Genomic DNA, 21699 nt, shown 5'->3' on the forward strand with positions numbered 1-21699 from the left:
TTTTGATGAAATCCATCATCACAGGGACACTTTAACAAAACTCATGCAGCAAACAGAAATACTTTCCATCGCAGAGCGCTTGATATCAGCCTATCACGCAGAAGACTTCGAACTAGTGCTGAATCAAGTCACCGAAGGTGAATCTCCTTCTACCAAGTTGTTGGTAAAAATGGAGCTCAACCGTCTTATGGCACCGTGTCACAAGCGTATAGACTTACGTGGTCGCGTATCAACGAACTGCCACGAATATCAATTAGACGGACTGTCTCACTGGCTCGACGATCGTGCATTTAACTCCTACCATCACCTAACCCGGAAATACGGCGGTTATACAGAGGGGGTGTGGGAGCTTTTGGTCGATAAAAAAACCCTTAGTAACCTTGGTGATGAGCAGCGCAACGCCCACCGCGGCGATCTCACCGATCCACAAAGCCCATATGCTGCCAGCCCAATTAACTTAGGGTATGACCTAAAACGCAAAGAATGCCGTTTAAAAGTGGAATCGCAAGTCTCCATAACACTAGAAAATGGTGAAACCATCATTGGCCTCAGTGTCGACCTATCGAGTTCCGGTGCCAAATTCAAAGTCCCAGGCACCTTTGACTACGATTTAGGCCAGATCATTAGTGTGAGTTTCGATGAGCTTGCCGAAACCAGTCAGCTTAAAGAAATCACCAAGCCGATCGAGTATCGCGTTCTAGGCGTCGATGGGCTGCATGGCGTCTCACCTGTGAAATACTTGCGAACTCTAAGACTAACTCGCACTAACGCGGTTGAGCTTGTAGTTAATAAGATGCTCAATACTGAGTCCAAAAAAGTTCGCCATGACAACCAAGATCGCATTACTCGTGCCCGTACCCGCGGTTTTGAACACACCTATCTTAAGCATGCTTGTAATCTACCGCTGTTTTTCAGCGGCAATGATCTTAAGGTCGCCTTGCTTACCGAAAACAACCAAGACATCTGGCGTTATTGGAATGACGAGCGTAACCAGCAATCACTGGCCTCATTATTCTCCACTGAACGTATGGAGATGTTGGTAAAGGCTGGAATCAAAGGTTGTAGCAACGTTCTTTATACCTTTACCCATGAGCACAACGGCATGAAGCTGTTTTACTCAATGATGATGCCAGAAGCCGAGCGCCAAGAGCGACAACTGTTCTGGCACGTGGGTGGACGACGCGCTAGCTGGCGCGCATTCCGTCTATCGGTGTTTGAACTTTCCACCGACGACATGCTGACTATTTCAAAACATTACGGCGAACTGGTTGGGCACGATGAAAAACTGACCCACTTTGGTATTTTGCAAGAAATCAGTGACGACAAGTCGGCCAGTGACTATCTGTTTACCGAAAAACCGCGTCTACCAGCCAGTTCTTTGAACCGGTTTAGGCACCCGAGAAACGTCAAATCGCAGCCGCGTGGCCTGTATTTTGATGCAAAATCCCGTCGCAAGGAGCCCAGATATCAGTTTCGCTCCCCACTGGTGACGACAACACCGGACGGCACCACTATACCAGGCGCCACGGTCGACTTATCCAAACATGGCGCCAGCATTCAGCTTACCGAGCCGCTTAACATACCTTCGGGCTCTCTTATTTCCGTCGACTATCTAGAGCTAAAGCGCTACAACCAACGTATTCCACTTAACCAGGTGCCCTACGAAATCGTTCGTTTATCTGCAGATAGGAAGACCATTCACCTTAAAATTGTCGAGTCAGGTAAAACCGTCAAAACCATTGCGTTTTTCCGCGGTATTATCGAGAGCAATCAGGACAAATTGGTGGCTCAGCAAGAGATCTTGCCAAGCTCATCACTACTTGAAGCCCTGCATAATGTACTGCTTGGAAAGATGGTCTCGACACCCGTTTACGTCGATAAACGCGGCACATCTGTCAAATGTCGCTCGGTTGGGGTTAACTTCCCACTTCCTGGTTACTTACAGTTTTTTGAGCGTATCGGTCACGAGCAAAAGCTTGCGCTCGAACCTATCTTCAAAGGCCGCAGCAATTCGCTATTAGCTGAGCCTCTCAAGCGCAAGCCAGGAGCTAAGCCTGTCGCATTCGAACTGTACATAGGTGTGCTCAAGCTTGGGGATAGGATCCAATCGATTCACACCAAAGTACGCGATGAATTTGAATCAACCCAACAACGCATCAACTTTATTAAAGATGCGCTCAATATGGGGGAGCTCTATATCCTCCGGGTTACTTCAGGCCCAGTGTATGATGCCTTGACCACACTAATGAAAAAAGACATCAATGAACTATTGTCGTTAAGCCTCAGTCATGCGCGAAATCTTGAAAATGAAATGACCGCCATTATTGGCTATTGCGAATTGGTAGATATCACAGAAGAAGTGTTGATTCGCCTAGAGATGAATAGCTAACCGCGAAGCCTTGAACCGCTTACGAAAAACGGCCCCTGCTAGGGCCGTTTTTATAAGCTTGACTGGATAAGCTCAAGCTTACCAACCGATTTTTTTCTGCCTTGCCAGCAGCCCCGAAAGAATACAAACAATCCCGCCTAAACCTGCGTGCCTGATCGCTACCTGAGCCTGCGCTTCCACTTTTGGTTTCGCATGATAAGCGATGCCAAGTCCTGCTGCGCCCATCATGACTAAGTCATTGGCACCATCCCCTACGGCGATAGTGTTATGTGCTTCAACATCATACTCTTCGGCGAGATCTAGCAAGATGTCCGCTTTGGTTTGAGCCGATACCACATCACCCACGACTTCACCTAATAGCTTGCCTTCTTTGATTGCTAGTGTATTAGACTGGGCAAAATCCAAGTTCAACATCTCTTTGAGATGATCCGAAAAGTAAGTAAAACCACCAGAGGCAATTGCCGTCTTCCAGCCATAGCTTTGCAGCGTTTTGATCATCTCTTGAAGCTCTGGCATCAATGGCAGTGACTCACGAACCTCGGCCAAAATTGACTCATCGGCGCCTTTTAGCGCGGCGACACGTTGACGTAAGCTTTGCTCAAAGTCCAACTCCCCCTGCATCGCGCGCTCTGTCACCTCAGAGACTTGCTCACCAACGCCAGCAAGTATCGCGATCTCGTCAATACACTCGATTTGAATCGCGGTAGAATCCATATCCAGCACAATAACGCCTGGCTTGTTGAGATCAGGTACGTCGCACAAGCGTGCGTAATCGACATTCAATTCATCCAATATTTGGCTATGCTCAGCAGTTAAGTTGCCCTCCATTAGCGCAACCTCATAACGACCGACTTGCCAAATATCTAAAATGCGAGTGGTTTCTCCAATGTAAAAGTCCAAATCGTTGAACATGTCTGTCGACAGGTACTGTGCGTACACAATCCATGTTGCTGTACGTCGCTCTAAAGAATGAGCGAGAAGCGTCTCTGGGAATCGTTGTTTAAGTGGAATACGCTTACTGATTGCAAGCGGCTTAATAGCATCCATGGCTAATCCTTCCTTTAAATGTGCTCCCAAAACGTTACCTATTGCAATTTAGTTGTGCAAGCATCAATATGAACCAATTCGTCATTTCTTAGTACTTTTGCACTTTTATGGATGGTTCACTGTTTTCGTTTAGAAACTTTTTACGCTTAGTCGCGCTTTGTCTGATTGGTGCCATGGTGTTTTTTATCACCACCAATAGTGTGCTGATCAGTAAAGGCAACGAGCGTATTCAAGCCAATCAGCTCGAAGTTCTCTCCAAAGTTCTGATTTCTCAGGCCTCGCAATCGGCAAGACAGATGCTGATCGACCAAGATCAAGAGCGACTTGGAGCCTTGACCAACCAACTTGCTAGCGAGCGCCTAGTACTTGATGCGACCGTCTATGATTCGGAAGGGGTCAAAGTTGCAGCCAGTGATGCAGCAAAGACGGTTCGTGACGTGTTGGGACTCGATACCCCGCTGTCTACTGCGAGTATCGGCCGTCAGCAGCTCGTCGAACCGATCATTAACGACAACACCATTATTGGCTTCGTGCGCATTACCTTTGAGACCGGTAAAGTGACCGCTATCTCTGATCATCACTACCGCAAGAGTGATCGCTTTATGTACATGATGATCTTAATGAGTTTCTTATGTGGACTATTGCTGATGGTGCTGCTTCGCAAGCAGCCAAAGAATAAAGGCGAAAACCTATTGCTCAAGCAGCCTTAACAAAATAGTAGTCAAAACTAAAAAAGCCTCGCATTCGCGAGGCTTTGTCTATTCAGAAGGAACACTAAATTACTCAGCGTCACCCAGAAGAACGGAATCCAGTGCAATTTCCATCATTTCGTTGAACGTCGTTGCACGCTCATCAGATGTGGTTTGCTCACCCGTTTTAATGTGGTCTGAAACGGTACAGATAGCCAGAGCTTTCGCGCCATATTCTGCAGCAACACCGTAGATGCCTGCCGCTTCCATTTCCACACCAACAATGCCGTATTTGTCCATCACGTCGAACATTTCTGGATCTGGCGTGTAGAACAGCTCTGCTGAGAACAGGTTACCCACTTTTACGTCGATACCACGTGCTTTTGCTGCTTCTTCCGCGTTTTTCACCATTTTGTAGTCAGCGATTGCTGCAAAGTCATGGTTCTTGAAGCGAATACGGTTCACTTTCGAGTCAGTACATGCGCCCATGCCGATAACAACGTCGCGTACTTTAATGTCTTCGCTTACCGCACCACAGCTGCCCACACGGATGATTTTTTTCACACCAAAGTCTTTGATAAGTTCAGTCACGTAGATTGAGCACGAAGGGATACCCATGCCGTGGCCCATTACTGAGATACGACGACCTTTGTAAGTGCCTGTGTAACCGTACATATTACGAACATCACACACTTGTACAGCGTCATCTAAGAAGGTATCCGCGATGTATTTTGCACGTAGTGGGTCACCCGGCATCAATACTACGTCAGCAAAATCACCCATTTCCGCATTAATGTGAGGAGTTGCCATTATTTTTTCCTTTATGTTGTTCGTGTAAATTTTAGGGTTGGAGCAAGATACGGCCAAGCACCTAAGGTACTCAGCCACTGTTAATTATAGGAAGTTCTTCCCGTAATCCATTGAGGATGTACCAAAGTAGCTTGCAAGGCTTTGACCAATATCAGCAAAGCTGTCACGAAGGCCCAAAGAACCTGCTGGTACTTTTTGGCCGTAGACAATAACCGGGATATGCTCACGAGTATGGTCAGTACCCTGCCATGTTGGGTCGCAGCCGTGGTCCGCTGTTAGAATCAGCACATCGTCTTCTTGCATCAGTTCAATGACTTCATGGATGCGTGAGTCAAAGTACTCAAGCGCTGCAGCATAACCTGCCACATCACGGCGGTGGCCGTATGCGGAATCAAAGTCGACAAAGTTAGTGAAAACGATGGTGTTATCACCTGCTTTTTGGATTTGCTCTTTCGTCGCTTCGAAAAGCGCAGGAATACCGGTTGCTTTCACTTTTTGAGTGATACCGCAGTTGGCGTAGATATCGGCAATCTTACCGATAGAGACCACTTCGCCCTGCTTCTCTTCAACAAGCTTAGTCAGCACTGTTGGCGCTGGCGGCTCAACAGACAGGTCGCGACGGTTACCCGTGCGCTCAAATTGGCCTTTACCCGCACCGATAAATGGGCGCGCAATCACGCGGCCAATGTTGTAATCCTCTAGCTCTTCTCGGGCAATTTGGCAAAGCTCTAGTAGGCGGTCAAGACCGAAAGTCTCTTCATGACACGCGATTTGGAATACCGAGTCTGCAGAGGTGTAGAAGATAGGTTGCCCTGTCTTCATATGCTCTTCACCTAGGTCATCCAGCACTTGCGTGCCTGATGCGTGGCAGTTACCTAGGAAGCCATCAAGACCCGCGCGATCAAGAATGCGGTCAGTCAGCTCTTTCGGGAAACTATTTTGCTTGTCAGTGAAGTAGCCCCAGTCAAACAGAACTGGAACACCGGCAATTTCCCAGTGACCTGACGGAGTATCTTTACCAGAAGATAGCTCAGCCGCGTGACCGTAAGCACCGATGATCTCAACGTCGTCGCGAAGACCAAGAGCAAGCTTACCGGTTGACTCTTTATGAGCCATCGCTAAGCCTAGTTTAGAAAGATTTGGAAGCTTCAATTCGCCGCTGCGCTGATCGTTGTCAGCCAGACCTTTCGCACACTGCTCTGCAATGTGACCCATTGTGTCTGAGCCGACATCACCAAATTTGTCCGCATCCGCGGTAGCGCCAATGCCAAAAGAATCTAACACTAAAATAAATGCACGTTTCATAACTTTCTCTCCGTCCTTATGCTAGGTCTTCCGCACGAATATGGCGGTATACACAAGGCGTTTCTGTATAAGGTTCATCTGAGACAGTAATCGCCGCTTTCAGCGCACTTGCCGCCTCTTGCCACTGAGCTTCACTGCGAGCATGAATCATCGCGAGTGGCTTGTCTTGGTTTGCCGTTTCGCCAAGCCTAATGAATTGGTCGAAACCGACCGCGTAATCGATAGCATCAGTAGCTACACGGCGACCACCGCCCATACCTACTACTGCCATGCCGATTGCGCGCGTATCCATAGCAGAAACGATGCCTTCGGTATCTGCAAACACCGGCTTAATGATTTCTGCTTTTTCTAGGTAGTTGTCGTAGTTTTCAACAAAATCAGCTGGGCCACCAAGACCTTTCACCATTTTGCCAAAACACTCAGCCGCTTTGCCGTTATCGAGTACCTCGTTAAGCAAAGCTTCTGCTTGCTCTGTATCTTCTGCAAGCTTAGCCAGTACCAACATCTCACTACATAGCGCCATGGTCACTGCGTACAAGCGTGGGTTACGGTATTCACCCGTTAGGAACTGCACTGCTTCCCGCACTTCAACAGCATTACCCGCAGACGATGCGAGTACCTGGTTCATATCGGTCAGGATAGCCGTCGTCTTAGTACCCGCACCATTAGCAACAGCAACAATAGAATTCGCCAGCTCTTCCGATGCTTCATAGGTTGGCATGAAAGCGCCCGAGCCCACTTTGACATCCATAACCAGAGATTCTAGGCCTGCGGCTAGCTTCTTCGACAAGATTGACGCTGTGATAAGCGAAATATTATCCACTGTTGCGGTGATATCACGAGTTGCGTAAACACGCTTGTCTGCTGGCGCAAGATCGCCAGTCTGACCAATAATCGCAACACCAGCATCTTTGGTCACTTCACCAAACACATCATTGGTCGGCGTAATGTTGTAACCCGGAATAGATTCCAGTTTATCCAGCGTACCACCTGTGTGGCCAAGGCCACGACCAGAAATCATAGGGACAAAGCCACCGCAAGCGGCAATCATTGGGCCAAGCATTAGCGACGTCACATCACCAACACCACCGGTTGAATGCTTATCGACAATCGGCCCGCCAAAATTCATATGGCTCCAGTCGATAACCATGCCAGAGTCACGCATGGCACAAGTCAGTGCAATACGCTCTGGCATGGTCATTTCATTGAAGAAGATGGTCATCGCAAATGCTGCAATTTGACCTTCTGATACCGTGTCTTTCGCAACGCCTTGAATGAAGAAGTTGATCTCTTCCGCGCTCAGTTCATGACCGTCGCGTTTTTTACGAATAATTTCTTGTGGTAAATACATTAGTGCCTCCACAGCGAAGTGCTGAAGTACAGAATAAGTGTAGGGTAGAAGTTGCGGGATTTGGGAGTGGTGGATTTTACCCCTCCTAGCCTCCCCTTATTAAGGGGAGGAACCACTGGCTCGCTTTCGCATCGCCTTATAAAAAAGTGCAACGTTACGTCAGTAACGAGCAGTGGTTCTCCCCCTTAATAAGGGGGGAGCTAGAGGGGGTGAAAGCGCAGAACCAACGACCTACACTCCCGCAAAGTAACTTAGTAAGCGCTAGGATCCGCCGTCTCGTCAGTTACTTCTAATGTATTCAGTAGGTTGGTCAGTAGGCTTGATGCACCAAAGCGGTAGTGCATGTTGTCTGCCCAGTCTGCGCCTAAGATGTCGTCTGCCATTGCTAGGTACGCTGCTGCATCTTCTGCAGTACGTACGCCGCCAGCAGGTTTGAAACCAACTGTCTTTGCTACGCCCATATCGCGGATAACTTCTAGCATCATGCGAGCGTATTCTGGCGTTGCGTTAACTGGCACTTTACCTGTTGAGGTTTTGATGAAGTCAGCGCCTGCTTTGATACAGATTTCTGATGCTTTCTTGATCAGAGCTTCTTCTTTTAGCTCGCCGGTTTCGATGATCACTTTCAGAAGAATGTCGCCACACGCTTCTTTACACTGTTTCACTAGCTCAAAACCCACTTCTTCGTTGCCAGCGATAAGTGCGCGGTATGGGAATACTACGTCTACTTCGTCTGCGCCGTAAGCAACTGCTGCTTTGGTTTCTGCTACAGCAATTTCGATGTCATCGTTGCCGTGTGGGAAGTTCGTTACCGTCGCGATACGTACTTCTGGCGTACCTTGTTCGCGAAGGGTTTTCTTAGCAATAGGAATAAAGCGAGGGTAAATACAGATCGCTGCTGTGTTACCCACAGCGGTTTTCGCGTCGTGACATAGTGCGATCACTTTTTCGTTTGTGTCGTCGTCATTTAGCGTGGTTAGATCCATAAGTTTAAGTGCACGTAGAGCTGCTGATTTTAAATCGCTCATTTCTATCTCCGGTCAATATATTCAATTAATTATCTGACAAACACGTCAGCAATAAATGAACGGACTTGGTTCCTTGAAGACTCGGTAGGGCAAACTCACTGCCTTACCAATTGCTATCCCTGTCACCGCACAGTACCTGCTCGTTAAGATCACCTGATTCCTATCTGGGTGAGAACTGGCTCTGGCTGTATAACCCATGAGTCTGCAATAAAGAAAAAACATCACGAGTTACTGAGTAGCCTATACAGTATAGGAGCGATATCTAAAACGGTAGTACTGATTAAAACGCAAACGGTTTGTATCTCAAAAAAGTTCCGTTGTCCATCATTCATCCCTTATCCCAAAAGGACTATTGAGGTTTTCTGGTCCCCAAAAACCAAAAAAGCCCCGCAGCAATATCTTGCTACGGGGCGATTTATAATGGCGTCTATATACTGTTTAACCTAACGCGAGCAATTACATGCCAGCTAGAGTTAGACAGAAGCCTGCAATCGTTGCAGCCATCAGGTTAGATAGCGTACCAGCGATTACTGCTTTTACACCCATGCGAGCGATATCACCGCGACGCTTAGGCGCAAGGCTACCCAGACCACCTAGTAGGATTGCGATAGAAGATAGGTTCGCAAAACCACATAGAGCGAATGAGATGATTGCCTTAGTTTTCTCAGATAGAACAACTGGCGCTGCTTCGCTTAGGTAAGGGGCAAACTGAGAGTATGCTACGAATTCGTTCGCAACGGTCTTCATACCGATGAACTCACCCGCGATAGTCGCTTCAGACCATGGCACACCTAGTAGGAATGCTAGTGGCGAGAACAACCAACCTAGAATCATTTCTAGACGTAGTTCAGGCATACCAACCCAGCCACCGATGCCACCAAGCATACCGTTAACTAGTGCGATAAGGCCGATGAATGCGATTAGCATTGCACCTACGTTAAGTGCTAGTTGAAGACCTGCTGATGCACCGCCCGCTGCTGCGTCGATAACGTTAGCTGGCTTGTCTTCGCCTTCTGCACTCATGTCATGTAGCTGATCAACTGGCTCTTCAGTTTCTGGCTTGATGATTTTAGCAAACAGAAGACCACCTGGTGCTGCCATGAATGATGCTGCAACTAGGTACTCGATTGGCACACCCATTGATGCGTAACCTGCTAGTACACCACCAGCGATAGAAGCTAGACCACCACACATTACTGCGAATAGTTCAGATTGCGTCATCTTAGGTACGAAAGGACGTACCACTAGAGGTGCTTCTGTTTGACCTACGAAAATGTTAGCTGCTGCTGACATAGATTCCGCACGAGAAGTACCTAGTGCTTTTTGCAGGCCGCCACCAAGGATCTTGATAACCCACTGCATTACACCTAGGTAGTAAAGTACAGAAATAAGCGCAGAGAAGAAGATTAGTGTAGGTAGTACACGGAAAGCGAAGATGAAACCGCCGCCGCCGAATACTTCAAACATTTTACCTGATACTAGGCCACCAAATAGGAATGACGTACCGTCATTACCGTAGTTGATAACGTTAGATACAGCGTCAGAGAAGCTGCGTAGTACTTCTTGTCCCCATGGAACGTAAAGAACGAATGCACCTAGTGCAAATTGGATAGCGAATGCGCCAGCCACGGTTCTGATATTAATAGCTTTGCGGTTGTCAGAAAGCAGTACTGCGATTGCAATAAGTGCGACCATACCAACCAGGCTCATAAACAGGCTCATAGTTTATGACTTCCTTATAATTAATAATTTGGCGTGTAACAAAATTTGAAGCTCAAAAGCGGGGGCGATTATACAAACCCACAGAAAAGAAAGTAGTACCCCCCTCACACTTTCGTCCTGAACACATGGGGGATACACTAAAATTTGCGACCTGGATCACAAAAAGCAAGTGCAAACGATTTCGAATTCACAAATTAACGCATTTTTAGTCACAAAATCTAAACGTCAATTTGCCATTATTTGATAACTGTGAGGCAACCGTTTGCCCAGATTCATTTCGCAGCTCAATTAAAGACGTTAGCACCATGTTTACCATTTTGGGTTCGTTAGGAAGCCCTTGATAACCACTTAATGGCATATCAGGGGCATCCGTTTCTATTAACAAACTTTCCAACGGAATCGCGGCGATAGTAGCGCGTGTTTTCTTCGCTCTTGGATACGTGATCACACCGCCAACACCGATTTTTAACCCCAATTTGATGAAATCCATTGCCTGTTGAACGCTACCGCTAAATCCATGAACCACACCACTATATTTAGGAGGATTGCGTTTTAATAACGCCACCAGATCCTGATGCGCTTTTCGACAATGGAGTAAAATCGGCAATTGGCTCTGGTTAGCAATATCAATCTGAGCGTTGAGATACTGTTTTTGCAGCGTTTCATTTTCCCGGCCATGGTAGAAATCCAGACCGCATTCACCAATAGCGACACACTTTTCAGGCACTGAAGAGACAACCCTTGAGGCCAAATTATCCAGACTGTGTTCACTCAACCCATCAAGAAACTGTGGATGAAAGCCGAGTGCGTAATAGATGTCTTCATTCTGCTCACTAAGTATTTGAACGGTTGCCCAGTTACTTTCATTAATAGCAGGGACAATGATTTTCTCGACCCCTTGCTGTTTCGCATCGCTTAGCACTTGCTGCAAATCTTTTTGCTGTGCAAGTAAATCTAAATGACAGTGACTATCTATCATCGTCTTGCGGCTCTTTCTTGTATGGCACACAACTGCGCTTATTTTCTGGTGTTAAGCCAAGTGACTCACACCATTGATCATATCTAGCAAGCCATCTCTTGAACAACTTCAACATGATGCTCCGCTCCTTCATCTAAAAACATTGTAATCGATTGCAATAACAAGATGTTGCGCCCCGATATACAAAGAATAGCTGTAATAGTTAGTGTTTTGTCACTAAGTTGTGACTTACACCTCAATGCTGCCATGCAAGGCGTTTTTTTTGCACACGCAAACGATAAAATGTCGCACATTGTTTGTAAAGTGAACGGTTTGCTATCAGCATGACTGTTCAGATATTTACAAACGACTACTTTCTAGGCACGAGTAATTTGGACATCGCCTAGCCTATCGAAACGTCAATGATGCCCCATCATTCGACACTATAAGGGAATTGATCGTGAAAAAAACTATTCTAAAAATGTCTGCACTTGCAGTGGCAGTAACTTCTTTTGGTGCATTCGCAGCAAAACCAGCAGTGGTTTACGATACAGCCGGTAAATTCGACAAATCGTTTAACGAAGCTGTATTCCAAAACGGTGTTAAAGTTTTCAATGCAGACAAAGGCATCAAAGTACGTGAATTTGAACCACAGAATGAAGCACAGCGCGAGCAAGGCCTACGCCGTCTAGCAAGCCGTGGTTTCACTCCAATCGTGGCGGTCGGCTTTAACATGGCATCTGCTGTTGAAAAAGTCGCGACTGAATTCCCAGACATTCAATTCACTATCATCGATATGGTAGTCGACAAGCCAAACGTTCAATCTATCGTCTTTAAAGAGCACGAAGGTTCATTCCTAGTGGGTGCGCTTGCCGCTAAAGCGTCTAAGACAGATAAAGTAGGCTTCGTTGGTGGTATGGATATCCCATTGATTCGTAAGTTCGAGTGTGGCTACCGCCAAGGTGCGAAATACGCAAACCCACAAATCGAAACCTTCCAAAACATGACTGGCTCTACGCCAGCAGCATTTGCTGACCCAGCAAAAGGCTCTGAGCTTGCGAAATCTCAGTTCTCTAAAGGCGCTGACGTTATTTACGCAGCAGCTGGCGGCACAGGTATGGGTGTTTACCAAGCAGCGAAAGATGCGGGCAACTTCGCTATCGGTGTTGACTCAAACCAAAACCACCTGCAACCAGGCACTATGCTGACTTCAATGGTTAAGAAAGTAGGCGTTGCCGCTTACAACACATGGGAAGATGCAGAGCAAGGCAATTGGGAAGCTGGCATCAAGGTACTAGGTCTTAAAGAAGGTGCGGTTGAGTGGGCATACGATGACTACAACAAAGATCTGATCACACCAGAAATGAAGACTTACCTAGACGGTCTTAAAGCTGACATCGTATCAGGCAAAATCGCCGTTCACGACTACATGTCTGACAACACATGTAACATCTAACGACTTCTCATTCAGAATGAAGGCCTAGGATTGGTATTTTTATCAATAACCTAGGCAACCATAACAACGCCGTTGCCCTCAAGCAGCGGCGTATAATTATAAGGCAGTATCTAGTGACACATGGACAACCTATTGCCATCGAACTCAAGCAGATCGATAAGCGATTTGGCGCGGTGCACGCCAACAAAACTATCGACCTGAAAGTTCCGCAAGGCACGATTCACGGCATCATTGGTGAAAATGGTGCAGGCAAGTCCACTCTTATGAGTATTATTTACGGTTTTTACCACGCAGATGCAGGCGAGATGACCGTCAATGGCGAACGTTACAAGCCAGCGAACTCTCAAGAAGCCATCAAGGCAGGCATCGGCATGGTGCACCAACACTTTATGTTGGTGGAAACTTTTACCGTACTCGAGAACATTGTTCTCGGCGCTGAAGATGGATGGAAGCTACAAGAGAGTCTTGGCAAGGCTAAGAAGAAACTCAAAGCACTGGCCGAAGATTATGGTTTGGAAGTCCCTTTAGACGCCATTGTTGGCGAGCTTCCGGTAGGTCTTCAGCAGCGAGTGGAAATCTTAAAAGCACTCTATCGCGGAGCAAAGATCTTGATCCTCGATGAGCCAACCGGCGTGCTTACTCCTCAAGAAGCGGATCACTTATTTAAGATCCTCGACAAACTGCGTCAGCAAGGCACCACTATTATGATCATCACGCACAAGCTGCGTGAAGTATTGGCGATCACCGATAACATCTCCGTTATGCGCCAAGGGGCGATGGTAGAGCATGTTGTTACTGCCGACACCAATAAAGAGCAACTGGCTGAGCTGATGGTGGGACGCAAAGTTCGCCTCAAAGTCGATAAGTCAGAAGCCACTCCAAAGAAAGAGCTGATCAAAGTCGACAACTTACAGTACTTCGATGACGCAGGCGTCGAGCGCGTGAAAAGCGTGAGCTTCGGAGTGCGTCAAGGCGAAGTCGTCGGTATCGCTGGTGTTTCTGGCAACGGGCAATCAGAAATACTCGCCCTGCTTTCCGGCATTCTCCAGCCTTATTCTGGGAGCATTGAAATCAACGGCAGCCACATTGATAAGCACACCATGCTCGATCCGCAGCAAGTTCGCGCGATTGGTGTGGGGCATATTCCAGAGGATCGCCACAAGCAAGGGCTTATCAACAAGTTCGAAGCGCAGGAAGCCTATATCCTTGGCTACCATCACCTGCCGCAATACAACAAAGGTCTTTTGCAAGACAAGCAGGCCATCAAAGATAGCTGTCAGGCGAGCATGGATAAGTGGGATGTGCGTCCTAACGACACCACTCTGAAAACCGCTAACTTCTCCGGTGGTAACCAGCAAAAACTGGTGATTGCCCGTGAAATGGAGCAAAACCCGGATGTGCTTTTGGTCGGACAGCCAACCCGTGGGGTTGATATCGGCGCCATTGAATACATCCACCAGCAAATCATTGCAGCGCGTGATGCCGATAAGGCAGTACTTTTAGTCTCGGTAGAGCTTGATGAAATCTTAAGCCTTTCTGACCGAATTCTGGTCGTGTTCGATGGCGCGATTGTCGGCGAAGTTTCGATTAAAGATACCGATGAGAAAACCTTAGGTCTTATGATGGCAAACATCATGCCTGACCACCTTAAATCGGCAGCCGCCGATCAGCCACAAGGAGAAAGTGCATGAGCCAAGCAAAAGTTCCAGCTTGGGTAACCGTGGCTCTGCTACCAGCGATTAACGTGTTGGTGGCGTTCCTAGTGTCTGCCCTGCTGTTTATGTATATCGACATCAATCCGATTGATGCCGCAAAAGTGATGTGGACGGGTGCCTTTGGCTACGCCGAAGGCTTTGGCTACACCATGTATTACGCCACAGGCTTTATTTTTACCGGACTTGCTGTTGCCGTCGCGTTTCACGCGGGTCTGTTTAACATCGGTGGTGAAGGTCAAGCTTACATTGGTGGCCTCGGTGTCGGTCTTATCTGTCTCACCTTAGGCGAATATGCCCCTTGGTATATTGTGTTTCCGGTAGCGATTGTTGTCGGCGGCTTATTTGGCGCAGCTTGGGCATTTATCCCAGCTTACTTACAAGCCAAACGCGGCTCACACATCGTGATCACCACCATCATGTTTAACTTTATTGCCTCATCGCTGATGGCGTATTTGTTGGTCGATATCCTCAAGCCAGAAACGACAATGGCAACAGAAAGCCGTGTCTTTGCGGTTTCAAGTTGGCTACCAAAGATGCATGAGATCCTCGCGGTCGTTGGGATTGAGATGGCACCAAGCCCAATGAACCTGAGCTTTATCTTTGCTCTTTTATGCTGTGTGTTTGTGTGGCTACTGATGTGGCACTCACGCTGGGGTTACGAAATCCGCTCTGTGGGCTCTAACCCATCAGCTGCTGATTACGCAGGCATCAAGTATGTGAAAATCATCATCTTAACCATGCTTATCTCTGGTATGTTGGCAGGCTTCTTTGGCCTCAACGTACTTCAAGGTGAACTGCACCAAATCAAGCTGAACTTCGTTGAAGGCTTTGGCTTTACCGGTATCGCTGTCGCACTTATGGGTCGTAACCACCCGGTAGGTGTACTGCTGGCAAGCTTGCTGTTCGGCTTCTTATACCAAGGCGGTGCGGAGCTGAGCTTTGAGTACGGTGTTGACCGAAACATCGTTGTGGTACTGCAAGGTTTGGTGATCCTATTCTCTGGCGCACTGGAGCACATGTTCCGTCCTTCTCTAGAGAGAACCTACCTCAAACTGTTCGGCAAAAAACAAGCTGAACAACAAGCAGAGAAAGGAGTCGCTTGATTATGTTTGAAACGATTATTCTCATGCTTGATGCCACAATGCGTGTGGCAACCCCGCTTATCCTTGCCTCACTTGCCGGTATGTTTTGTGAACGCTCGGGTATCGTTAACATCGCTCTAGAAGGCAAGTTGCTCGCGTCGGCGTTTGCTGGTGCAGCTATGGCACATATTACTGGCTCGGCTTGGCTTGGTCTGTTTGCAGGCATTGGCGTATCTGTGTTACTTGCCCTGCTCCACGGCTTTGCTTCGATCACCCACCGCGGAGATCAAGTGGTCAGTGGTATGGCAATCAACATCCTCGCTGCCGGTCTCACCATTACCCTTGGTCGTCACTGGTTCCAACAAGGTGGTCAAACACCAGCACTATCTGGCGACGCACGATTTGCGCCTATCACCTTCCCGGGTGCTGATGCGGTTGCGGATGTGCCTGTGCTTGGTCTGCTTTACTCAGAGCTTATCAGTGGTCACTCGATTCTGGTTTACATGGTGGTGTTCATCGTCCCAGCTTGCTGGTACCTGCTATTTAAGACGCGCTTTGGACTTCGTCTGCGCGCGGTAGGCGAGTCACCATCAGCCGTTGATACCGCGGGTATCTCAGTGGTTCGTATGCGTTATGCTGCGGTCGCTATTTGTGGCGTACTGGTGGGTATCGGTGGCGTTTATTTGTCTGTAGCACAAACGGCGCAGTTCATTCCTAACATGAGTGCAGGTAAGGGCTATATGGCTCTGGCGGCGCTTATCTTTGGTAAATGGCGACCGTTTACGGCAATGGCTGCGTGTTTGCTGTTTGGCTTCTTAGACGCATTAGCGATTCGTATGCAGGGTGTATCGATTGGTGATTTCCCAGTTCCTGTACAAGCGATTGAAGCGATTCCGTATGTGTTGACGGTGTTCTTGTTGGCTGGGTTTATTGGTAAGGCGGTGGCGCCTAAGGCGATTGGGGTGCCTTATACTAAGGAGCGTGAGTAGAGCGCTGCTAACGCTTCGCGTTTACCCCCTCTAACTCCCCCTTATTAAGGGGGAGAACCTCGGGCTCGCTCCTATCGTCGCATCGCTGAACAACTATAGTCAGGCGACGCGTTAGCGAGCCAGTAGTTCCTCCCCTTTATTAGGGGATGCTAGGAGAGGTAGGCTCTTAACTCCCCCACACTCCAAACAAAAAAAAGCCGCTCTCCCGAGCGGCTTTCCCATTCAATCAACCAGCATTAGTGCTCACGCGTCGCACGGAACTTAACATCTGGGAAACGCTCTTGCGCTAGGTTCAAGTTCACCATAGTCGGTGCAACATAGCTTAGGTTGTTGCCACCATCCAACGCTAGGTTGGTTTGGTTCTTACGCTTGAACTCTTCGAGCTTCTTATCGTCATCACACTCAATCCAGCGTGCTGTCGCAACGTTCACACTCTCGTAGATCGCTTCAACGTTGTACTCAGATTTTAGACGCGCAACAACCACGTCAAACTGAAGCACACCAACCGCGCCAACGATCAGGTCGTTGTTCTGTAGTGGACGGAATACCTGTACTGCACCCTCTTCAGATAGCTGAACCAGACCTTTCAGTAGCTGCTTCTGCTTCAATGGATCTTTTAGGCGAATACGGCGGAATAGCTCCGGTGCGAAGTTTGGAATACCAGAGAACTTGAGTGATTCACCTTGAGTGAAGGTATCACCAATCTGGATAGTACCGTGGTTGTGAAGACCGATAATGTCACCTGCGTACGCATTTTCTGCGCGCGCACGGTCACCCGCCATAAAGGTTACTGCGTCAGAGATGCTGACGTTTTTACCAGTGCGAACGTGGTTCATCTTCATACCTTGCTTGTAGGTACCTGATACGATACGCATGAAGGCGATACGGTCGCGGTGTTTAGGATCCATGTTTGCTTGGATCTTAAATACGAAACCAGAGAACTTGTCTTCTGTTGCTTCAACGTCACGCTCATTTGCTTGACGTGTTTGTGGCGCTGGAGCCCACTTAGTCAGACCATCTAGCATGTGGTCAACACCGAAGTTACCAAGAGCAGTACCGAAGTAAACTGGCGTCAGTTCGCCTTTTAAGAATGACTCTAGGTCAAACTCAGGGCATGCGCCCATTACTAGCTCAAGCTCTTCGCGCACGCTCTCTGCGAGATCAGCACCTACGGCTTCATCAAGATCTGGGTTATCAAGACCTTTGATGATGCGTACTTCTTGGATTTCGTGACCGTGGCCAGATTCGTAAAGAATCGTTTCGTCACGGTGGATGTGATAAACACCTTTAAACTCTTTACCACAACCAATTGGCCAAGAGATTGGCGCACACATCATGCCAAGTTCGCTTTCTACTTCGTCCAATACTTCCATTGGGTCACGAACGTCACGGTCGAGTTTGTTCATGAAGGTAACGATAGGCGTATCACGAAGACGGGTAACTTCCATCAGTTTACGAGTACGATCCTCGACACCTTTCGCAGCGTCGATAACCATCAAGCAAGAGTCTACCGCCGTTAGTGTACGATAAGTATCTTCCGAGAAGTCTTCGTGTCCTGGGGTATCGAGAAGGTTTACCAAGCAGTCGTTGTATGGAAACTGCATCACGGAAGTTGTTACCGAGATACCACGCTCTTTTTCCATTTCCATCCAGTCCGACTTCGCGTGCTGTGCACTGCCACGGCCTTTTACTGTACCTGCTTTCTGAATCGCGTTTCCGAATAACAGTACTTTTTCAGTAATGGTGGTTTTACCCGCATCCGGGTGAGAGATGATCGCAAACGTTCTACGCTTAGAAACTTGTTGCAAAAATTGAGGATTTGACATGAATCTCGATCTTCTTGATTTGTAGAATAGCGTTTGAAGGCATTGGCTCAACCACTACTCGAAGGCGTCGAAAAAATAATGGGCGCTATTTTCACCGATCTAGCTTTGATTCTCAATCACTAGTTTCCCTCAGGCCGTCTTATCTCCGGACAGCTGATTGATATGGGAGGCTTTGTCTCTGAAGTTAACTGCTGCGCCGCAAGAATCATCGTCACGATGATTTTGGGGCTGGAGTCTTCCAGCCCACTTTTTTGATCATAACTGCCAAGCATGACCAACTGTAATATAATACGCCCACTCCTCAGGGCCTTTGGCTGCATCGACACCTACTCGCATGTTCAGTTGGCGCGCGACTAGATAACGAAAGCCGCCCCCGACAACACTTTGATAGTCCGTATCAGAAAAGCTCTGCCCATCTTCTACCGCTTTGCCGGTTCCGGTAAATCCAACAATCGACCAACGCGGCGTCACATCATAGCGAGCTTCAAGCTCAGCCAAGGCCATGTCTTGGCCTTGGTAGCGCATCGCGGCAATACCACGCATATTGATAAAAGGACGTGCATAGTATGGCGCATCGTCGCTCACCGTTTGATAGTCGCCACGCACACCGATGATGAGATCCTCTCGCACTGGCGCAAAGTAATTCACCTGAGCTCGCGCTTTTTGATAATCCACATCGCCGCCAAAGGCTTTATTGTGAAAATCCGTACTGAATTTCGCTTTTAGGCCATCATTAGGGGTAAAGATCGTATCGCGACTGTCGTAAGTCACTTTTAGTTCGACACCAGCGTCTTCAAGATCGAAATCGATCGGTGGGATACCCGGAATGGCATTGCCAATATCAAATGTACTTTTAGAAGAAAGAAGTGAGTATTTCGCACCGACAAACCAATTGCTGCCGGCAATCCGATAATCGATATCTTGCATAAAGTAGAGGCCATCGATGTTGAAATCGAACGGCACATCGCCTTGGTAATACTTTAAGTTGAACGAGCCGTAAAACAGACCGCCTTGGTAACGCCACGTATCTTCCTGCCAAGAACCAAAGTGAAACGCTCCTGTGAGCCAAGAGCCATTTTCGGTTCCCGCAGCAGCGACCGCTGTCACGCTAGGTGGCAACCCAACGACTTCATCAGGGTTTTCTTTACGAAGCTGCTTGCGCTTTTCAGACTCATGGAAAAACAACATTGCCGCACCACCACCGACACCAACCGCAGGATCAGTGATGATGATAGGTACCGGCATAAAGCCAATGGCATTATCTAATACCCATTGACTTGCATCGAACATACCATCCTTGGGATCGATAAATTGCTGCATCGCCCCTACATTTAAAGAAACACATAAGGCTGAAATAGCTGCCAGAATTATCTTACTATTCGTCTTTTCCATGACCTCTCCTTGCACGTAAAACGCACAATATCACTGGGTATTGATAATTACATAATAATCACACTTAGATAACAAAAGCCACTGAGTTAGCGGCACTTTTTAGTAAAAATGTCAGTCTGTCGGTTCGCTGTAAGCATTTAGCTCGTCTATAGTTAGTAATGATAAGTTTATGGTTCAGATTATTATTTTAATGGCATGCATACCTTTATATTGGTATGAGTAGCGAGTGATATCGAGTTTTTCATTAAGAAGTGAACTCGTTACTATTTTTCAATGTCCTAAAGTGGCAAAATACTCAGAACCTACAAAAAGAGAGTCAGAAACGGTGTCAGAACAAGCTCCATTAGATATTCGAATCGAAGAAAATCAAACCCGAGTGAAAGATCAACTTAATCGTATTCTTTCCAGTAAAGCGTTCGACCAAAGCCCGAAGATGAAGCAGTTGCTCTCTTTCGTCGTCGAACAGACTTTGGCGGGCAATGGAGACCGACTCAAGCAGTTCACCATCGCGACCGAAGTGTTTGATCGTGATGCCGACTTTGATCACCAAGCTGACCCTATTGTACGTATTCAAGCAGGGCGTGTTCGCCGTACACTTGAAACCTATTACCTAACGGAAGGGGTAAATGACCCGTTGGTGCTATCGATCCCTAAAGGTCGTTATAGCCCGATTTTCACCCCGCAGATCCCTCAAGCGGCACGTCAATCAACCACGCTGGCACAAATGGTAGGTGACACCAACAGGGCGCTAAACCCTACTCTGACTGTACTGCCGTTTTTGTCGCTCTCCGATGATGCCGAAAAGCGCTTCTTCGCAGAAGGTTTTGGTGAAGAGCTTGCCACTGAGCTAGCCCGTTTTGACATGCTTAAAGTGGTATCAATGCACGCGCTGGGTGACACCAATATCGACCCTCGCACCTCTGCTGACGTAAAAGGTCTAGGTGAAAAACTCAATGTCTCTTTCATCACCTCAGGTACGATGCAAGCCCTTGGCAACAAAATACGCATTTACGCTAAGCTTTATCGCACTGATAGTGGCGAGCAGGTATGGGCTGAGAAGTACACCTGTGATTTGGCCACAGACGATCTGTTCTCTGTGCAAGATGACATCATCGCTGAAATCGTCGCTGAGCTTGCTTCAAGCTTTGGCATTATCCACCGTGAGATCTACGCCAGCTGCAATCAGAAAAAGATTGAACACCTGTCGACGTATGAGGCGACTTTACGCTATCGTCACTATCTCATGACGCTGACCGAAGATACCCACCTTCAGGCAATGCAGGCACTGCTAAGCGCGGTACAAAACGAACCGGATATTGCCCTGATACATGCGATGCTCGCCGTGCTCTATTTCGATGCCGAAATGCTAGGTATGGGACAGGTCGACAATGCGGTAGAAACCGGTCTGAATCACGCTCGTCGTGCCGTGGAGCTTGAGCCAAGCAATCAAGAAGCGCAAATGGCTATGCTGATGGCGTATCAGCTGAAAGACGATGTCAGCGGCATTATCGAAACCGTTGATAAAGTACTCGCTATCAACCCGAATGCAGCCTATCAAATTGGTCTGTGTGGCTGGGCATTGTGCATGGCGGGAGAGTTTGAACGCGGCCTTGAGCTTTTAGAGAATTCTAAAGCGCTTAACCCATTCCGTCCGCCATGGTTCTCGCTGGTTTCTGTAGTGTACAAAATCATGCAAGACGATTTTGACGGCGCGGAAAAGTCTATTAGTAAACTGTCACTACGCCGCCTATTCTGGGTGCCGATGTTGAAAGCTGTGATTCAGGTTTACAAAGGCGAATTCAAACAAGCGCAAGCAAGCTACAAAGAGATGCTGCAAATCCGTCCTGACTTTGAGGGCAATGAAGAGCGCTACCTAGGCGCGTTTATCTCCAGCCCTGCGATTAAGAACAAGTTGCTTGAGGGGCTTGCTCGTTTGTAAG

At 47.7% G+C, this 21699-nt stretch carries 17 protein-coding genes; 7 read left to right on the top strand and 10 right to left on the bottom strand.

The features are described from left to right. Positions 1-43 precede the first annotated feature (43 nt). Positions 44-2389: a PilZ domain-containing protein gene (locus tag ACVA6Q_RS09675; protein WP_446647370.1), complete on the top strand. Its 2346-nt coding sequence runs from the start codon at positions 44-46 to the stop codon at positions 2387-2389. Positions 2390-2467: 78 nt separating this feature from the next. On the opposite strand, the gene serB is transcribed toward ACVA6Q_RS09675, so the two are convergent. Continuing rightward, positions 2468-3436, bottom strand: a complete 969-nt coding sequence (gene serB / locus ACVA6Q_RS09680; RefSeq protein WP_418641984.1) for a phosphoserine phosphatase — start codon at positions 3434-3436, stop codon at positions 2468-2470. A 107-nt stretch (positions 3437-3543) separates the two neighbouring features. On the opposite strand from serB, the gene ACVA6Q_RS09685 reads away from it, so the two are divergent. After that, positions 3544-4146, top strand: a complete 603-nt coding sequence (locus tag ACVA6Q_RS09685; RefSeq protein ID WP_353496952.1) for a YtjB family periplasmic protein — start codon at positions 3544-3546, stop codon at positions 4144-4146. Positions 4147-4215: 69 nt separating this feature from the next. On the opposite strand, the gene deoD is transcribed toward ACVA6Q_RS09685, so the two are convergent. The 7 genes from deoD to ACVA6Q_RS09720 form a co-directional block, all read right to left on the bottom strand. Further along, positions 4216-4935: a purine-nucleoside phosphorylase gene (deoD, locus tag ACVA6Q_RS09690; protein WP_353496953.1), complete on the bottom strand. Its 720-nt coding sequence runs from the start codon at positions 4933-4935 to the stop codon at positions 4216-4218. Positions 4936-5019: 84 nt separating this feature from the next. Continuing rightward, positions 5020-6240, bottom strand: a complete 1221-nt coding sequence (locus ACVA6Q_RS09695) for a phosphopentomutase (RefSeq protein WP_353496954.1) — start codon at positions 6238-6240, stop codon at positions 5020-5022. A gap of 16 nt (positions 6241-6256) precedes the next feature. Continuing rightward, complete coding sequence (gene deoA, locus ACVA6Q_RS09700; RefSeq protein ID WP_446647371.1) at positions 6257-7591, bottom strand: thymidine phosphorylase; 1335 nt, start codon at positions 7589-7591, stop codon at positions 6257-6259. A 251-nt stretch (positions 7592-7842) separates the two neighbouring features. Continuing rightward, the gene (gene deoC, locus ACVA6Q_RS09705) at positions 7843-8619 is read right to left on the bottom strand and encodes a deoxyribose-phosphate aldolase (RefSeq protein ID WP_353496956.1); all 777 of its coding nucleotides are present in this window, start codon (positions 8617-8619) and stop codon (positions 7843-7845) included. 456 nt (positions 8620-9075) lie between these two features. Further along, positions 9076-10341, bottom strand: a complete 1266-nt coding sequence (locus ACVA6Q_RS09710) for a NupC/NupG family nucleoside CNT transporter (RefSeq protein WP_353496957.1) — start codon at positions 10339-10341, stop codon at positions 9076-9078. Between the two features lie 205 nt (positions 10342-10546). Beyond that, the gene (locus ACVA6Q_RS09715) at positions 10547-11320 is read right to left on the bottom strand and encodes a TatD family hydrolase (protein WP_446647372.1); all 774 of its coding nucleotides are present in this window, start codon (positions 11318-11320) and stop codon (positions 10547-10549) included. Next, positions 11310-11435 carry a DUF5363 family protein gene (locus tag ACVA6Q_RS09720; RefSeq protein ID WP_446647373.1) on the bottom strand — a complete coding sequence of 42 codons (126 nt, stop codon included), beginning with the start codon at positions 11433-11435 and terminating at the stop codon, positions 11310-11312. The genes ACVA6Q_RS09715 and ACVA6Q_RS09720 overlap by 11 nt, the downstream gene beginning before the upstream one ends. A 324-nt stretch (positions 11436-11759) precedes the next feature. Here ACVA6Q_RS09720 and ACVA6Q_RS09725 point away from each other — a divergent pair, with 324 nt between their 5' ends. The 4 genes from ACVA6Q_RS09725 (at position 11760) to ACVA6Q_RS09740 (ending at position 16541) form a co-directional block, all read left to right on the top strand. Then, entirely contained in the window at positions 11760-12755 is a 996-nt protein-coding gene (locus ACVA6Q_RS09725; RefSeq protein WP_353496960.1) for a BMP family lipoprotein, read from the top strand. Positions 12756-12868: 113 nt separating this feature from the next. Beyond that, complete coding sequence (locus tag ACVA6Q_RS09730; RefSeq protein WP_446647374.1) at positions 12869-14446, top strand: ABC transporter ATP-binding protein; 1578 nt, start codon at positions 12869-12871, stop codon at positions 14444-14446. Continuing rightward, positions 14443-15573, top strand: a complete 1131-nt coding sequence (locus tag ACVA6Q_RS09735; RefSeq protein ID WP_353496962.1) for an ABC transporter permease — start codon at positions 14443-14445, stop codon at positions 15571-15573. The genes ACVA6Q_RS09730 and ACVA6Q_RS09735 overlap by 4 nt, the downstream gene beginning before the upstream one ends. 2 nt (positions 15574-15575) lie before the next feature. After that, complete coding sequence (locus ACVA6Q_RS09740; protein ID WP_418641981.1) at positions 15576-16541, top strand: ABC transporter permease; 966 nt, start codon at positions 15576-15578, stop codon at positions 16539-16541. A gap of 236 nt (positions 16542-16777) precedes the next feature. On the opposite strand, the gene prfC is transcribed toward ACVA6Q_RS09740, so the two are convergent. Both prfC and ACVA6Q_RS09750 read right to left on the bottom strand, forming a co-directional pair. Then, positions 16778-18367 carry a peptide chain release factor 3 gene (gene prfC / locus ACVA6Q_RS09745; RefSeq protein WP_353496964.1) on the bottom strand — a complete coding sequence of 530 codons (1590 nt, stop codon included), beginning with the start codon at positions 18365-18367 and terminating at the stop codon, positions 16778-16780. Positions 18368-18622: 255 nt separating this feature from the next. Then, a complete protein-coding gene (locus tag ACVA6Q_RS09750) occupies positions 18623-19759 on the bottom strand; it encodes a BamA/TamA family outer membrane protein (protein WP_446647375.1) in 1137 nt (378 codons plus the stop codon). Positions 19760-20084: 325 nt separating this feature from the next. Between ACVA6Q_RS09750 and ACVA6Q_RS09755 the strand changes: the two genes are divergently transcribed. Beyond that, positions 20085-21698, top strand: coding sequence for a transmembrane adenylate cyclase (locus ACVA6Q_RS09755; protein WP_446647376.1), 1614 nt, complete (start codon positions 20085-20087; stop codon positions 21696-21698). The last annotated feature ends 1 nt before the right edge of the window (position 21699 follow it).

The sequence above is a fragment of the Vibrio sp. DNB22_10_4 genome (genome assembly GCF_052879755.1).

Bases quoted from the DNA above. Each gene is read 5' to 3' on its own strand.
- ACVA6Q_RS09695 (WP_353496954.1), bottom strand. From the start codon at position 6,240: ATGAAACGTGCATTTATTTTAGTGTTAGATTCTTTTGGCATTGGCGCT.
- deoD (WP_353496953.1), bottom strand. From the start codon at position 4,935: ATGGCAACTCCTCACATTAATGCGGAAATGGGTGATTTTGCTGACGTA.
- deoC (WP_353496956.1), bottom strand. From the start codon at position 8,619: ATGAGCGATTTAAAATCAGCAGCTCTACGTGCACTTAAACTTATGGAT.
- ACVA6Q_RS09715 (WP_446647372.1), bottom strand. From the start codon at position 11,320: ATGATAGATAGTCACTGTCATTTAGATTTACTTGCACAGCAAAAAGAT.
- ACVA6Q_RS09710 (WP_353496957.1), bottom strand. From the start codon at position 10,341: ATGAGCCTGTTTATGAGCCTGGTTGGTATGGTCGCACTTATTGCAATC.
- ACVA6Q_RS09685 (WP_353496952.1), top strand. From the start codon at position 3,544: ATGGATGGTTCACTGTTTTCGTTTAGAAACTTTTTACGCTTAGTCGCG.
- ACVA6Q_RS09675 (WP_446647370.1), top strand. From the start codon at position 44: ATGCAGCAAACAGAAATACTTTCCATCGCAGAGCGCTTGATATCAGCC.
- ACVA6Q_RS09735 (WP_353496962.1), top strand. From the start codon at position 14,443: ATGAGCCAAGCAAAAGTTCCAGCTTGGGTAACCGTGGCTCTGCTACCA.
- ACVA6Q_RS09740 (WP_418641981.1), top strand. From the start codon at position 15,576: ATGTTTGAAACGATTATTCTCATGCTTGATGCCACAATGCGTGTGGCA.
- deoA (WP_446647371.1), bottom strand. From the start codon at position 7,591: ATGTATTTACCACAAGAAATTATTCGTAAAAAACGCGACGGTCATGAA.
- ACVA6Q_RS09750 (WP_446647375.1), bottom strand. From the start codon at position 19,759: ATGGAAAAGACGAATAGTAAGATAATTCTGGCAGCTATTTCAGCCTTA.
- serB (WP_418641984.1), bottom strand. From the start codon at position 3,436: ATGGATGCTATTAAGCCGCTTGCAATCAGTAAGCGTATTCCACTTAAA.
- ACVA6Q_RS09720 (WP_446647373.1), bottom strand. From the start codon at position 11,435: ATGTTGAAGTTGTTCAAGAGATGGCTTGCTAGATATGATCAATGGTGT.
- prfC (WP_353496964.1), bottom strand. From the start codon at position 18,367: ATGTCAAATCCTCAATTTTTGCAACAAGTTTCTAAGCGTAGAACGTTT.